The following is a 12,830-nucleotide window of genomic DNA, read 5'->3' as shown; positions in this document are numbered from 1 at the left end:
GCCTCGCCCTCGGCGAAACCTCCGGGGAGGCAGGACCTCGCGCCCGACAATTCGAACCTTCCCGGCTACATGACCAGCACCGCCCCCATCGACGCCTTCGCCGGTGCCATGACCGATTCCGGGGACGCCGTGCACCTCATCAAGCAGCGCACGCCCCGCTTCGAGGGCTGGAACCTCGCCCCCCTCGCCGGCCTGCCCGTCGTCGGGCTGATGTTCACCAACCGGTTCAACACCATCGCCGACACCTGGAGCGACAGCGCCCGCATCCTGGGCGACCTGCTGCGGAAGGACGCCACCAAGGTCGCACTCTCCGCGCACAACTACCGGCTGGCGGAACAGGCCAACAGGAAGAATTGAGTGCCACCCTGATGACCACCCCGTCACACCAGCCGCCCAAGCTGATCGTGCCCGGCCAGGGCGCCACGCCCCAGGGCAACCAGCAGCTCTTCCTGGCGAACAGGAACGGCACCGTCACCGGCGCCGTCCAGGTGAAGCCCGTCGCGGCGGCCCGTACCGATCCCGGCTTCTTCAAGCGCCTGGTCACCGGGCTCAACCCGCTGCGCCAGAACAACCGGACCGCGATGGCGATGTCCGGCCTCGGCGGGGCCGCGCTGGCTCTGGACGTGGCGGCCACGCTCAACCTGGGCAACCCCTTTCTCTTCTACGACCGCCGGGAGACCTGGAAGGAGATGTCCGAAGCGCTGAAAGGCAACGGCCTGAACCTGTGGCGCGCCTACTTCGACAAGGTCCCGGCACATTGGAAGGGCACCGCCTCCGAGGCCATCGCCCAGTACATGCGGTTCAAGGTCAACGACCTGTTCGGGGAGCTCGGCAAGGTCGGCGACGAGATGAGCGGCGCGATGCACGGCCAGTACAAGGAGGTGCTGGAGTACGACCTGTCGGTCTTCGGCCTCTACGCCGCCACCGCGCCGGTCCTGCGCTCCCTGGCCACCATGAGCACCACGCATCCCGTCGCCAAGGTCGCCCTGATGACCCAGGTCGGCGTCTTCACCACCGCGCTCGGCAACCTGGTCAAGCAGTTCGCCGACGTCTACAACTCCTACGAGGGCGATCTGAACAAGCTGGAGCTGAAGCTCAACAGCCTGAGGGCCGCCTTCTACAACTCGGGCGATCCCGCGCAGGGCGCCCGCGACCTGCAACTCTCCCCCGCTCTCACCGACCCCCAGCGCGTGGGCGACATGTGGATGCCGAAGGGAGCCGACGTTTGAGCCAGATCGACGCCTTCGCCGAGGGCAGGGAGGGCGACGTCCCCGGCCTGCTGCGGGAGGTGAACGCCTGGTCGGCGCGGATCGCCGGCGCGCTGGGCGAGCTGTCCGGGGAGCGGATGGAGGGCACGGACGCGAGCGGCGCCGTCCGGGCCCGGGTGTCCGGGACCGGGCGGCTGCTGGGGCTGCACCTCGACGCGAAGAAGCTGCGGGAGCTGGACCACGTCCGGCTCGCCGAGGCCGTCAAGGAGGCGGTGGCCGCCGCCCAGGACAGCCTCGGCGAGCGCCTGGAGGAGCTGACGGCCGCCCTGTCCGGCCCGTACGGCGGCGGCCCGGACGATCCGCTGGCGGCGCACGTCGAGCGCGTCATGCGGGAGGGATGAGCGGTGGGCGAGATGGACGAGGCGATGGCCCGGCTGGAGGCGCTCATGGCCACCGCGCGGCGGGCCGAGGAGGCGGTGGCGGAGTGGAGCGCCCGCCGCTTCACCGGCCGCGCCGACGAGGGCCGGATCGAGGCCACGACGGACGCCCTCGGCGTCCTGCTCGACCTGCGGATCCATCCGCTGAGCCGGGCCCGGCTGGACGCGCGGCGACTGGCCGACGCGATCACGTCGGCGATCGTGCGGGCCGAGGAGGCCGCCGAGGCCGCCAGGAACGCCCTGGTGCCCGGCCTTCCCCGCGCCTGAGCGGGCCCCGTACGACGAGAAACCCCCTCCGGTGCCGTCCGGAGGGGGTTTCTGGCGCTGTCGCGGGTCAGCCGCAGTTGGCCCAGCCGGCGCTGGTCGACGCGGAGCCGACGCTGCCGGAGAAGCGGACGCACTTGCCCTTGCCGTTCAGCTTGACCGGCCCGGCGTAGTACTCGAAGTTGCCGCTCTGGTTCTTGGAGCCGCCGCCCTGGACCTCCAGGGTGACGCTCACCGGGGTGGACTTCCCGACCTCGGACGTCTTCATCGTCACCACGCAGTTCTCACCGGTGGAGGCGTTGTAGAGCTGGAAGGTCTCGCCGGTGCTGAACGCCTGCTTGCGCTGCACGTAGAAGCCCTCGCCGCAGACCTGCGCCGGCGTGTACGGGTTCCTGATCACCGGAGCCACGGTCGTCGGGGCCGCCGTCGGGCGGGCGGACGGGGTCCGCGTCTGCGTCGGCCGGACGGTCGGCTGCGTCGGCCGGACCGTCGGCCGGGCGGTCGGCGTCTGCGTGCGCGTGATGGTCGGCCTGTGGGTCGGGGTGGCCGACGGCGCGCGACGGGTCGGGGTGGCCGACGGGGTCGCGGACGGGACCGCCGTGGGAGTGGCGGTGGGGGCCGGGGTCTCCGTGACGGTCGGCGTCGGCGTGGCCGTGACGGTGACCGTCGGGCCGGCCGTCGGCGTCTCCGACGGTCCCATGGTGCTCACGTTCGAGTTCGACGGCGTCGGCGTCGGCGTCTCCCGGGCCGTCACGGTCACCGTGGGCTGGGGCGCGGCGGTCTGGGTCGGGGCCGGCTGCGTGGTGACCGGCGGCTGCGCGACCGGCTGGGTGTTGATCGGCAGCGGCGACGGCACCGTGCTGTACTCGGGCGGCGTCGGCGCCTGCGAGGTCCAGTCGCTGGGCAGCGTCATGGGGCCGACGTCATTCTGGTCGGCGCCCGGCGTGTTCGCCCAGGGAACGGTGACCTCGGGCTGATTCTGCCCGGTCTGGTCCTGGTTGTTCGGCTGGGGCAGGCCGTTCTGGTTGGTGTTCGCGTTGGTGTCGCCGGCCCCGGCGGGGCCCTGCGTCTTCTGGTCGCCCGCGGCGGCCACCGGCTCGAACTTCTGCGTGGCGGCGTACTGGTTCGCGCCCCACAGCCCGGCGCCGGACAGCAGCGCGAGCGCGCCCACGGCGGCGGCCAGGCCGAGCGGGAACTTGCGCGGCGGGCGCGAGGGGACCGTCTGCCCCTGCACCGGCGCCTGCCGCTGCTGCTCGCGCGGCGGCTCCCACATCGGCGGGGGCGGCGGCAGCGGCACGCCCTGCACCGGCTCGGGACCGGCCGGCGCGAGCCCGCCCTGCGGCGGCACGGGCGGCGGGCCCCAGGTCTGCTGCGGCGGGACGCCGTCCATCGGCAGGCCGGGTACGGGCGCGCCGGGACCCGGCACCCCCTGCGGCGGCACGCCGTCCATCGGCAGGCCGGGGACCGGCGCGCCGGGAGCGGTCAGGCCGGGGATCACCACGCCCTGCAGCGGGATGCCGTCGAGGACGACGTCCGGCCCCGGCTCCGGCTTCTGGGCGGCGACGCCGCCCCGCTTGTCGCCGAGGAGCTGCAGCAGCGCCATGTACGTGGTGGGCCGCTGCCCGGTGTCCTTCGACAGCGCCGCCTGCACGACCCGGCGCAGCGGCTCGGCGAGCGAGCCCAGCTCGGGCTCGCCGTTCAGCACCGCCTCCTCGTCCTGGCCGAAGGGCGCCTGCCCGGTCGCGGCGAAGGCGACGGTGGCGGCCCAGGCGAAGACGTCGGCGTACGGCCCGTAGGCCAGGCCCCTGAGCTGCTCCGGCGCGCGGTAGCCGATCTCTCCGGCGGGCTCGCCGAGGTCGACGTCCGTGACGCGGGGACCGTCGGGACCGAGGATCACGTTGTGCGGGGTGAGTCCCCGGTGGGTGATGCCCGCCAGGTGCACGGCGGTCAGCGCGGTGAGCACGCCCACCGCGACCCGCTCCAGGGTGTCGGCGTCGAGCGGGCCGTCGGCCGCCACGGCCTCGGCCAGGCTGCGGCCCTCGACGTGCTCGCGGACCACGAAGGGGCGGCCCTCGTGGAGGCCGGCCTCGAGCGTGCGGGCCACGTACGAGCTGGACACCCGTTGCACCCCGGTGAGCCGAGCGACATCGTCGCTGCCCGCCTCATGAGCCGAGGGCAACACCTTGATCACTCTTAACGGCGCGTCGTCGGACTCCTTGCCGAGAAAGGCCGCGCCGCGCGGCCCATCGGTGAGACGTCCTGCGATGTCGTACGCGCCCAGCTTCGCGGGATCACCCGGACGCAGGGGGTGCATCTCCATCCCTTCGGTGAAAGATAGATCTTGAAGGGACATTCAACCGCATCCGCCACATTTACATCAGCGGTTTCACTAGCGAATTGACAATTCACCCACAAGTAACGCTTTGGGACACCGTGGAGTAACAGTTAGGACGCCCGTCCGGGACGCCACCCGCGCTGCCGCCCGCGCGGGACCAGCAGCACGAGCGCGCCCGCGACCAGCATCGCCATGAGCGCCCCCGCCCCCACCGCCATCGCGACGCCGATCGCCGTCTCGTCGCGCGGCGGGGCCTTCGCCACGGCGTTCGCCGGCAGCGCGGCGGGCGGCGGCTCGGCCACCACGGGGCCGTTCGCGTCCTCGTACGGCAGCACGGCGGTGAGCGCCAGCAACGGGTTGACCATGCCCGTCCCGGTGCCGGCGCCGGAGGTGCCGTCGGCGGTGGCGATGATGCGCCGGCGCACCTGCTCCTGGTTGAGCCGGGGGAAACGGGCCCGGACCAGGGCGGCGGTGCCCGCCACGTACGGCGAGGCGAAGCTCGTGCCCTGCAGCCCGCGCATGAAGGAGCGGCCCGGCCAGGGGGCGGTGATGTCGGTGCCGGGGCCGAGCACGCCGACCGGGGTGGCGGCGTTGGAGGAGTCGGCGCGGCGGCCGTCCGGCGTGGCCGCGCCCACCGCCAGCACACCGTCATAGGCCGCCGGGTAGGCGGGTTCGGACTCTTCGTCCGGTTTGGTGATGTTGCCGGCGGCGGCCACCACGACGATGTCGTTGTCCAGCGCTCGCTGGATCGCGGCCCGCAGCGACGGGTTGTCGGAGGCGCGCACGGACACGTTGATGACGTCCGGTTTGGCGTCCACCGCGTCGTTGATGGCGTTGACCAGGTTGGTGAGCACGCCCTCGGGCTTGTTGCTCTGCTTGAACATGAGCAGCCGGGCTTCCGGCGCGACGCCGTGGAAGGAGACCCCGGCCACGTAACGGGCACCGATGATGCCGGAGACGGCGGTGCCGTGGCCGACGCAGTCACGGTAGCCGGTGTGCGTCTCGTCCACGATCTTGGAGATCTGGACCTGCGGGTGCTGATCAAAGCCGCTGTCGAGGACCGCCACCGTCACACCCGCGCCGCGGGTGAGCCGCCAGGCGGACTTGATGTCGAGCCGTTTCTGCGCCCACGGCTCGGTGACGGGGATCTTGACGGTCCCCTTCTTCGGCTTGCAGTCGTCGTCCGCGACGGTGGCCGCCGCGGCGGGGGCCGCGGCGAGGTTCAGCGCGAGCAGGCTCGCCAGGAGGGCGCGACCGATCATGTCGAAAGAGGGTATATCTCCCGGCCCGCCCGGGTTCAACGGAAGGAAGCCCCGGCCGGTCGCCAGGGCCTCGTTCCGTTGCTCACTTCGTGGCGGACTCGATGTTCTGCCGGTAGGTGCCGATGACCCGCGAGGCCTCCTGCAGCTCCTCGGTCATCCGCTGGAACGCGGTGCGGTAGTTCTGCCAGGCCTGCTGGAAACGCTGCGCGCCCGGGCCCGTCCACGCGGTGCCGACCTTGGCCGCCTCGCGGTCGAGCGCGGTCATCGTGGTGCGGACCGCTTCTGACTGCTGGGTGAACTGGCTGGCCATCTGCTGCATTTCCGCGGGGTCGCCGCCGAGCATACTCTGGCTCATGCATACCTCCTGGACCGGGTGAACTGGACCGTGTGAAAGCGCCATCACACTAAGCGGGCCCACTGGTCTTCGTCCGGGTTATGCCGAGCGGCTATGGTCTACGCGAGGAACATTCGGGATTTTCACGCGGAGGTTCGTCCGGTCATGCGCGAAGTTGTGGTGACGGGCGGCGGCACCGGCATCGGTTACGCGATCGCCGTGGCGTTCGCCTCACGGGGCGAGCACGTCACGATCACCGGCCGCCGCGAGCACGTGCTGAAGGAGGCCGCGGGCCGCATCGGCGCCGACCACGTGGTCTTCAACGCCGCCAGCCCGGTCGCCGTCCAGGAAGCGCTCGGCGCGCTGCCCCAGCGCGTGGACGTGCTGGTCAACAACGCCGGCGGCAACACCAACCTCGACCGCAAGCAGCCCGGCGACCTCATGGACGTCGCCGAGGCGTGGTGGGCCAACCTCAACGCCAACCTCATGTCCGCGGTGCTCGTCACGACCGCGCTGGCCCCGCGCCTGAGCGACAGCGGGCGGGTGATCTCCATCGGCTCGATCGCCGCCCGCGGCACCGGCTCGGGCTCGTACGGCGCCGCCAAGGCCGCCCTGGAGTCCTGGACCGCCGACCTGGCCGCCGAGCTGGGCCCGCGCGGCATCACGGCCAACGTGGTCTCCCCCGGCCTCGTCCTCGACACCGAGTTCTTCCGCGGCCGCCTCACCGAGGACGGCATCAGGGCCCGTGTGGACAACACCCGCAACGGCCGCCCCGGCACGCCGTCCGACGTGGCCGACACCGTTCTGTTCCTGGCGGGCGAGGGAGCCGGGCACGTCACCGGGCAGGTGCTCCACGTCAACGGCGGCGCCTACCTGGGCCGCTGAACCATCGATTTCTGGAAGGACGGTCGTCGGTGCGGAAGGTGCTGATCGCCAATCGCGGGGAGATCGCCGTACGGGTGGCCCGCGCGTGCAAGGACGCCGGGATCGGCAGCGTGGCGGTCTACGCCGACCAGGACCTCGACGCCCTGCACGTGAGGGTCGCGGACGAGGCGTACGCGCTGGGCGGGCAGTCGCCCGCCGAGACCTACCTCGACATCGCCAAGCTGCTCGACGTGGCCGCCCGCAGCGGCGCCGACGCCGTGCACCCCGGCTACGGCTTCCTGTCGGAGAACGCCGCCTTCGCGCGGGCGGTCATCGACGCCGGGCTGACCTGGATCGGCCCGCCGCCCGCCGCCATCGCCGCGCTCGGCGACAAGGTGCAGGCCAGGCACATCGCCCAGAAGGTCGGCGCGCCGCTGGTCGCCGGCACCAAGGACCCGGTCTCCGGCGCGGACGAGGTCGTCGCCTTCGCCGAGCAGCACGGCCTGCCGATCGCGATCAAGGCCGCGTACGGCGGCGGCGGACGCGGCCTGAAGGTCGCCCGCACCCTGGAGGAGATCCCCGAGCTGTACGAGTCCGCGGTCCGCGAGGCGGTGGCCGCCTTCGGGCGCGGCGAGTGCTTCGTCGAGCGCTACCTCGACCGGCCCCGCCACGTCGAGACCCAGTGCCTGGCCGACGCCCACGGCACCGTCGTCGTGGTCTCCACCCGCGACTGCTCCCTCCAGCGCCGCCACCAGAAACTGGTCGAGGAGGCCCCGGCCCCCTTCCTCACCGCCGAGCAGGAAAGGCTGCTGCGCGAGTCCTCCAAGGCCATCCTGCGCGAGGCCGGCTACGTCGGCGCCGGCACCTGCGAGTTCCTCGTCGGCCAGGACGGCACCGTCTCCTTCCTGGAGGTCAACACCCGCCTCCAGGTCGAGCACCCGGTCACCGAGGAGGTCGCCGGCGTCGACCTGGTCCGCGAGATGTTCCGCATCGCGGGCGGCGAGGCCCTCGGCTACGACGACCCGCCGCTGCGCGGCCACTCCATCGAGTTCCGCGTCAACGCCGAGGACGCCGGGCGGGGGTTCCTGCCCGCGCCGGGGACGCTCACCTCGATGCGCCCACCGGCCGGTCCCGGCGTGCGCCTGGACGCCGGCTACGAGGCGGGGATGACGGTGCCGGGGGCGTTCGACTCGCTCGTGGCCAAGCTCGTCGTCACCGGGCGCGACCGGCGCGAGGCGCTCGACCGGGCTCGCCGGGCGCTGGCCGAGTTCGAGATCGACGGGATGCCGACCGTGCTGCCCTTCCACCGGGCCGTCGTGACGGATCCGGCGTTCACCGGGGAGCCGTTCTCCGTGCACACCCGGTGGATCGAGACCGAGTGGGACAACACGGTCGAGCCGTACCAGGGGGCCGTGGCCACGGGCGAGGAGGCGGCGCGCGAGCGGGTGACCGTGGAAGTCGGCGGCAAGCGGCTCGAAGTCCTCCTGCCGGCCGGGCTCGGCGCGGCCGCCGCTACGCCCTCGGCGAACAGAGCGCCCCAGAAGCGCGCTCGCGCAGGGGCCCGCAAGCCGGCCGCCGGGGGTGACACCCTGGTCAGCCCGATGCAGGGCACGATCGTCAAGGTGGTGGCCGCCGACGGCGACACCGTGGCCGAGGGCGACACGATCGTGGTGCTGGAGGCCATGAAGATGGAGCAGCCGCTCACCGCGCACAAGTCCGGCACCGTCACCGGCCTGGCGGCGGCCATCGGGCAGACGGTGACCTCCGGCGCGGTGATCTGCGAGATCAAGGACGCCTGACGCCAGGAGGCCCGAGCGGCGCGGACAGATCCGGTAGCGTGAACGGTGAGGAACTTTGCCGACCGCCCGTTCGTCCTCATGGGCGAAGGAGGCTTGCTGCCAATGACCCATTCGCTGCGCCGAGCAGGGGCCGCGATCGCGGCTCTGATCGCCGGTCTATTCGTCGTTCTTGCGCTGTCCCCTGCCGCCAACGCGGCGGCTCCCCCTGATGCCCAGTCGGTTGTGTCGCATTGGAAGAAGGCCCCGCTCTACACGGAGTCCGGCTCCCCGTTGACGTCCGACCAGCAGAGCGAGATCAATGACGCGCTGAAGGGGGCCGACAGCAAGATCTATGCCGTGGCGCTGCCCGACGGCACGATCGACCAGAGCAACGTCGCGTCCTACACCGGCCAGCTCACCTCGGCTCTGAAGAGCGCGGGCCGGCCCAGCGCCACCGTCGTGGTGCTCGACGGCATGACGATGTTCGTGGCGTCCACCGCCATGCCGCAGAACCTCGCGGCCCAGTTGTCCAACCGCGCCACCAGCGCCAACTCCGACGTGGTCGACGGGTTCAAGGACTTCGCCCACCGCGTCGACCTCGCCATGGCCCGCGACAAGTCCGCGCTCAGCCCGAGCAGCCAGGCCAACCCCGGCGCCGGCGGCACCGCCGCGCTGGTCGGCCTCGGCACGCTGGCCCTGGTCGGCGGCGGCGGCTACTTCCTCTACTCCAGGAACAAGAAGAAGAAGCAGGCCATCCAGGACGCCAAGGACCTCGCCGCGGTCAAGCAGACCGTCGACGAGGACGTCACCAAGCTGGGCGAGGAGATCACCGCGCTCGACACCGACGTCAAGCTCGCCGGCGAGGGCGGTCAGCACATCCAGGAGTGGGAGACCGCGCTCGACTCCTACGAGAAGGCCAAGACCCAGCTCGCCACGGTGGAGCGCGCCGACCAGGTGCGCGACGTGACCCAGACCCTTGAGGACGGCCGCTACGCGCTGGCCGTGGTCAAGGCCAAGGTCAACAACCAGCCGGTGCCCGAGCGGCGCGCCCCCTGCTTCTTCAACCCGCAGCACGGCCCGTCCGTCCGCGACGTGCGCTGGGCCCCGCCCGGCGGCGCCGTCCGCGACGTGCCCGCCTGCCGGGCCGACGCCGAGGCCGTGGAGCGCGGCTTCGACCCGCAGATGCGTGAGGTCATGGTCGACGGCCAGCGCCGCCCCTACTACGACGCGGGCCCGGCCTACCAGCCCTACGCCTACGGCTACTACGGCGGCTTCGGCGACGTCATGACCGGCATGTTCATCGGCACCATGATGGGCAGCATGCTCGGCGGCTTCGGCCACGGCGGCTACGGCGCCGGTTACGCCGAGGGCTACGCCGACGGCGGCGGTGGCGGTGACTTCGGCGGCTGGGGCGACTTCGGTGGCGGAGGCGACTTCGGCGGCGGTGACTTCGGCGGCGGCGATTTCGGCGGCGGCGACTGGTAACCACTCACCCGAGCACCCGGCGACGCCCCTCGCGGACCATCCGCGAGGGGCGTTTCCCTGTGCGGAGCGGGCGGTATGCGTAGGATCGGGCGAATGAGCTACCTCGCGTACGGCGACCGGGTCGGCCTTCGTCACCTCGTCATGGACGACGCGGCCGAGATCGTGGCGCTGAACAAGGAGAGCCTCGACCTGCACGGCCCGTGGCTGCCCGGGGCGCCGATCATCACCCGCGAGGAGTTCGAGAGCTACCTGGGCCGGTTCGACGGCGGCGCGCACGAGGGCTTCGTGGTCTGCCGGCTCGACACCGGCGAGATCGCCGGCCGGATCAACGTCAACAACATCGTCCGCGGCACCCATCAGTCCGGCACCGTCGGCTACGCGGCCTACGCCCCGTCGGCGGGCCGCGGTTATATGACCGAGGGACTGCGGCTGCTGGTTTCGTACGCCTTCGAGGAGCTGGGGCTGCACCGGCTGGAGGCCAACATCCAGCCGGGCAACACCGCCTCGATCAACCTGGCCAAGCGGGCCGGCTTCCAGCGCGAGGGCTATTCGCCGAACTTCCAGTTCATCGACGGCGCCTGGCGCGACCACGAGCGCTGGGCCGTCACGGCGGAGATGGTGTGAGACCGGCGGGCGCCCGGGTCGCCAGGTCGAAGGCCGTGGCCAGCTCCCGCGCGTAGACCTCCAGGTCCAGCTCGGGCCGGGTCTGGAGCAGGAACGGCAGCCCGTCGATGCTCCGCTGGATCGCCGCGGCCATGACGAAGGTGTCGAAGGGGCGGAACTCGCCACGTTCCTGCCCGTCCCGCAGGATGGCCTCCAGGTGCCCGAGCGTGTCGCCGTCCTCCTCGGGGCCGTAGAACGCGCGCTCGCCCCGGGGATGCAGGAAGATCTCCATGACCGCCTTCATCCGCTCCCGGTGCTCCGCGACGAACCCGACCAGCCCGGTGATGTAGGCCCGCAGCCGCCCCCGGGCGTCGGGGGCCGCGCCCACCTGCTCGGTCATGTGCCGGCCCAGCTCCCCCAGCACCTCCGCCAGCACGGCCGCCATCAGCTCGTCCTTGCCCGCGAAGTGGTACGAGATCAGCCGCGTGCTGCTCAGCCCCGCCCGCGCGGCGATCCTGGCGAAGCTCGCCTGGTTGTAGCCGAGCTCGGCGATCGTGTCGATGGTGGCGGCCACGATCTGCGCGCGCCGGGCCGCCCCCGTGAAGGTGTGTCCGCCGGACGTTACTCGCATGAGTAATTCGTACCACTCGCGCGGAGGTCACTCGGCCGGCAGGAGGGTGCCGAGCGGGCCGAGGTCGAGATTGAGGTCGGCCGGGGTCAGCTCGAAGCGTTCGCACAGCTCCCCCATGGCCTCCTCCAGGCGCATCAGCGTGATCCCCAGGGCCTCCACCTGCTCGTCGGTCAGGTTGCCCGCGTCCATCCTGCGGACGCACTGGCGCTCGACGAGCTGGCGTACCAGCTCGACGATGGTGAGGACGAGGCGGGACAGGTCGCGCTGGACCGTGTCCGGGTCGGCGGCGATGCGCCAGCGGGCGCCCTCCTCGCTCATCCGTCCTCCAGGGTGTCGGCGGAGGCGAAGACCGTCCGCAGCGAGATGCACACCAGGTCGATGTCCGCGATGGACAGGACGATGTCGCCGCTCAGGACGACCCCGCCGGCGAGCAGCCGGTCCAGCAGGTCCACGAGCGAGACCCGCTCGGCCGGCAACCGGTCGCTCAGGATGATCTCGTCGGCGGACGCCCCCTTCAGCAGCGCCTCCGTCACCGGGTCTCCATCACCGTGAACGAGTACGGCGCCCACGGCCCCGTCACCGTCACCTCGACCCCTCCGCCGCCCAGCTGCCCGGCCATGGTCGCGAACTCCGCGACCCGGCCCTCGTCCACCAGGTAGGCCCCGTTGAGCAGCATCCAGTCCGCACGCCCCGACAGGCGCGGATCCTGCGGGCGGTGCCGCCGGCTGGCGACGGCGACCGTGGCGAGGGCGGCGTGGATGTGCTCGGCCCGCGCCAGCGCCTGCCGCCTGTTCTGCTCGCGTCCGCGCAGGTTCGCCCGCCGCCGCTGGAGGTAGGCGGTGCCCGGTTTGCCGGGCTTCTCGCAGGAGGGCCGCTCGTCCGGCCGCTCCTCCGACGTGGGGTCGGCGAACGCCTTGACGCCCCACTCCCTGCGCCCGGTGACCTGCTCCAGCACCTCGGCGAAGTCGTCGGCCCGGCGCTCCAGCAGGTCGCTCACCTGCTCGTCGCCGTCGTAGACGGTGACCAGGCGCACGGGCGCGGTCGGGGTGGCGGCCGCCACGGCGTCCACCACGCGGTGGTGGGCGCGGGCGGTGCCGGCCAGCCAGTCCATGTCCTCCAGGGAACGGCGCAGCGGCTCCTCGGCGAAGCGTTCCATGGGCACGCTGCTCACGTACGCGACCAGCCCGCCGCGCACGATCGTGCGCACGTCGGCGTCCGCGACGCCAGGCGGGCAGGCGGGCACCTCGTCGCGGGCGACCGCGTACAGGTAGGTCCCCGTGTCACTCATCGACGGCTCTCCGGTCCTCGATGGCGGCGAGGCGGCGGCGCAGCCGGCGGTTCTCGTCGACCAGCTCCCTGTCCCTGCCGGACAGGAACGGGTCGTGCTTCCACCAGTCGATGCCGAGCTCCCGCGCGGTGTCCACGGACGCGATGACCAGCCGCAGCTTGATCGTCAGCAGCTCGATGTCGAGCAGGTTGACCCGGATGTCGCCGGCGATGACGATGCCCCGGTCGAGCACCCGTTCCAGGATGTCGCCCAGGTTGGCCGCCTCGTGGCCGGTCGAGCTCGGCCCGTACGAGGGGCGTCCGACCGGCCCGCGGCTCGCTACCGTGTCCACGTCACGCCCG

At 72.3% G+C, this 12,830-nt stretch carries 16 protein-coding genes; 8 read left to right on the top strand and 8 right to left on the bottom strand.

Annotation, left to right across the window (positions count from 1 at the left end; all coding sequences use genetic code 11):
- Positions 1 to 69 precede the first annotated feature (69 nt).
- From ACBR40_RS28040 to ACBR40_RS28025, 4 genes are read left to right on the top strand one after another with little or no spacing between them, the layout of a single operon-like run.
- Complete coding sequence (locus ACBR40_RS28040; RefSeq protein WP_371250699.1) at positions 70 to 357, top strand: hypothetical protein; 288 nt, start codon at positions 70 to 72, stop codon at positions 355 to 357.
- An 11-nt stretch (positions 358 to 368) separates the two neighbouring features.
- Positions 369 to 1,229, top strand: coding sequence for a hypothetical protein (locus ACBR40_RS28035; protein ID WP_371250698.1), 861 nt, complete (start codon positions 369 to 371; stop codon positions 1,227 to 1,229).
- A complete protein-coding gene (locus ACBR40_RS28030) occupies positions 1,226 to 1,609 on the top strand; it encodes a YbaB/EbfC family nucleoid-associated protein (RefSeq protein WP_371250697.1) in 384 nt (127 codons plus the stop codon). The genes ACBR40_RS28035 and ACBR40_RS28030 overlap by 4 nt, the downstream gene beginning before the upstream one ends.
- Positions 1,610 to 1,621: 12 nt before the next feature.
- Entirely contained in the window at positions 1,622 to 1,912 is a 291-nt protein-coding gene (locus ACBR40_RS28025) for a YbaB/EbfC family nucleoid-associated protein (RefSeq protein WP_344210480.1), read from the top strand.
- Between the two features lie 67 nt (positions 1,913 to 1,979).
- Here ACBR40_RS28025 and ACBR40_RS28020 read toward each other — a convergent pair whose 3' ends face one another.
- The 3 genes from ACBR40_RS28020 to ACBR40_RS28010 all read right to left on the bottom strand — a co-directional run bounded on the left by ACBR40_RS28020 (position 1,980) and on the right by ACBR40_RS28010 (position 5,861).
- Positions 1,980 to 4,223 carry a hypothetical protein gene (locus tag ACBR40_RS28020; protein WP_371250696.1) on the bottom strand — a complete coding sequence of 748 codons (2,244 nt, stop codon included), beginning with the start codon at positions 4,221 to 4,223 and terminating at the stop codon, positions 1,980 to 1,982.
- A 131-nt stretch (positions 4,224 to 4,354) separates the two neighbouring features.
- Positions 4,355 to 5,506 carry a S8 family serine peptidase gene (locus tag ACBR40_RS28015; RefSeq protein ID WP_344210442.1) on the bottom strand — a complete coding sequence of 384 codons (1,152 nt, stop codon included), beginning with the start codon at positions 5,504 to 5,506 and terminating at the stop codon, positions 4,355 to 4,357.
- 82 nt (positions 5,507 to 5,588) lie between these two features.
- Complete coding sequence (locus ACBR40_RS28010; RefSeq protein ID WP_026214895.1) at positions 5,589 to 5,861, bottom strand: WXG100 family type VII secretion target; 273 nt, start codon at positions 5,859 to 5,861, stop codon at positions 5,589 to 5,591.
- A gap of 144 nt (positions 5,862 to 6,005) precedes the next feature.
- Between ACBR40_RS28010 and ACBR40_RS28005 the strand changes: the two genes are divergently transcribed.
- The 4 genes from ACBR40_RS28005 to ACBR40_RS27990 all read left to right on the top strand — a co-directional run bounded on the left by ACBR40_RS28005 (position 6,006) and on the right by ACBR40_RS27990 (position 10,591).
- Positions 6,006 to 6,725, top strand: a complete 720-nt coding sequence (locus ACBR40_RS28005; protein WP_371250695.1) for an SDR family NAD(P)-dependent oxidoreductase — start codon at positions 6,006 to 6,008, stop codon at positions 6,723 to 6,725.
- A 29-nt stretch (positions 6,726 to 6,754) separates the two neighbouring features.
- Positions 6,755 to 8,503, top strand: a complete 1,749-nt coding sequence (locus ACBR40_RS28000) for a biotin carboxylase N-terminal domain-containing protein (protein ID WP_371250694.1) — start codon at positions 6,755 to 6,757, stop codon at positions 8,501 to 8,503.
- A gap of 222 nt (positions 8,504 to 8,725) precedes the next feature.
- Entirely contained in the window at positions 8,726 to 9,967 is a 1,242-nt protein-coding gene (locus ACBR40_RS27995; RefSeq protein ID WP_371250693.1) for a hypothetical protein, read from the top strand.
- Positions 9,968 to 10,060: 93 nt separating this feature from the next.
- Positions 10,061 to 10,591 carry a GNAT family N-acetyltransferase gene (locus tag ACBR40_RS27990; RefSeq protein ID WP_371250692.1) on the top strand — a complete coding sequence of 177 codons (531 nt, stop codon included), beginning with the start codon at positions 10,061 to 10,063 and terminating at the stop codon, positions 10,589 to 10,591.
- On the opposite strand, the gene ACBR40_RS27985 is transcribed toward ACBR40_RS27990, so the two are convergent.
- From ACBR40_RS27985 to gvpJ, 5 genes are read right to left on the bottom strand one after another with little or no spacing between them, the layout of a single operon-like run.
- Positions 10,572 to 11,201: a TetR family transcriptional regulator gene (locus ACBR40_RS27985; protein WP_344217041.1), complete on the bottom strand. Its 630-nt coding sequence runs from the start codon at positions 11,199 to 11,201 to the stop codon at positions 10,572 to 10,574. The two genes, ACBR40_RS27990 and ACBR40_RS27985, sit on opposite strands and share 20 nt — an antisense overlap.
- Positions 11,202 to 11,228: 27 nt before the next feature.
- Entirely contained in the window at positions 11,229 to 11,519 is a 291-nt protein-coding gene (locus tag ACBR40_RS27980) for a gas vesicle protein K (RefSeq protein WP_344217038.1), read from the bottom strand.
- Positions 11,516 to 11,734, bottom strand: coding sequence for a gas vesicle protein (locus ACBR40_RS27975; RefSeq protein ID WP_344217036.1), 219 nt, complete (start codon positions 11,732 to 11,734; stop codon positions 11,516 to 11,518). The genes ACBR40_RS27980 and ACBR40_RS27975 overlap by 4 nt, the downstream gene beginning before the upstream one ends.
- Entirely contained in the window at positions 11,731 to 12,489 is a 759-nt protein-coding gene (locus tag ACBR40_RS27970) for a GvpL/GvpF family gas vesicle protein (protein ID WP_371250691.1), read from the bottom strand. Before ACBR40_RS27970 ends, ACBR40_RS27975 begins: the two co-directional genes overlap by 4 nt.
- Positions 12,482 to 12,820 carry a gas vesicle protein GvpJ gene (gene gvpJ, locus ACBR40_RS27965; RefSeq protein ID WP_344217032.1) on the bottom strand — a complete coding sequence of 113 codons (339 nt, stop codon included), beginning with the start codon at positions 12,818 to 12,820 and terminating at the stop codon, positions 12,482 to 12,484. The genes ACBR40_RS27970 and gvpJ overlap by 8 nt, the downstream gene beginning before the upstream one ends.
- Positions 12,821 to 12,830 lie beyond the last annotated feature (10 nt).

The organism is Nonomuraea sp. AD125B, from assembly GCF_041402765.1.
GTDB lineage: Bacteria > Actinomycetota > Actinomycetes > Streptosporangiales > Streptosporangiaceae > Nonomuraea > Nonomuraea bangladeshensis.
The sequence above is the reverse complement of the archived record's forward strand: the minus strand, read 5'-3'. Positions and strand labels throughout refer to the sequence as shown.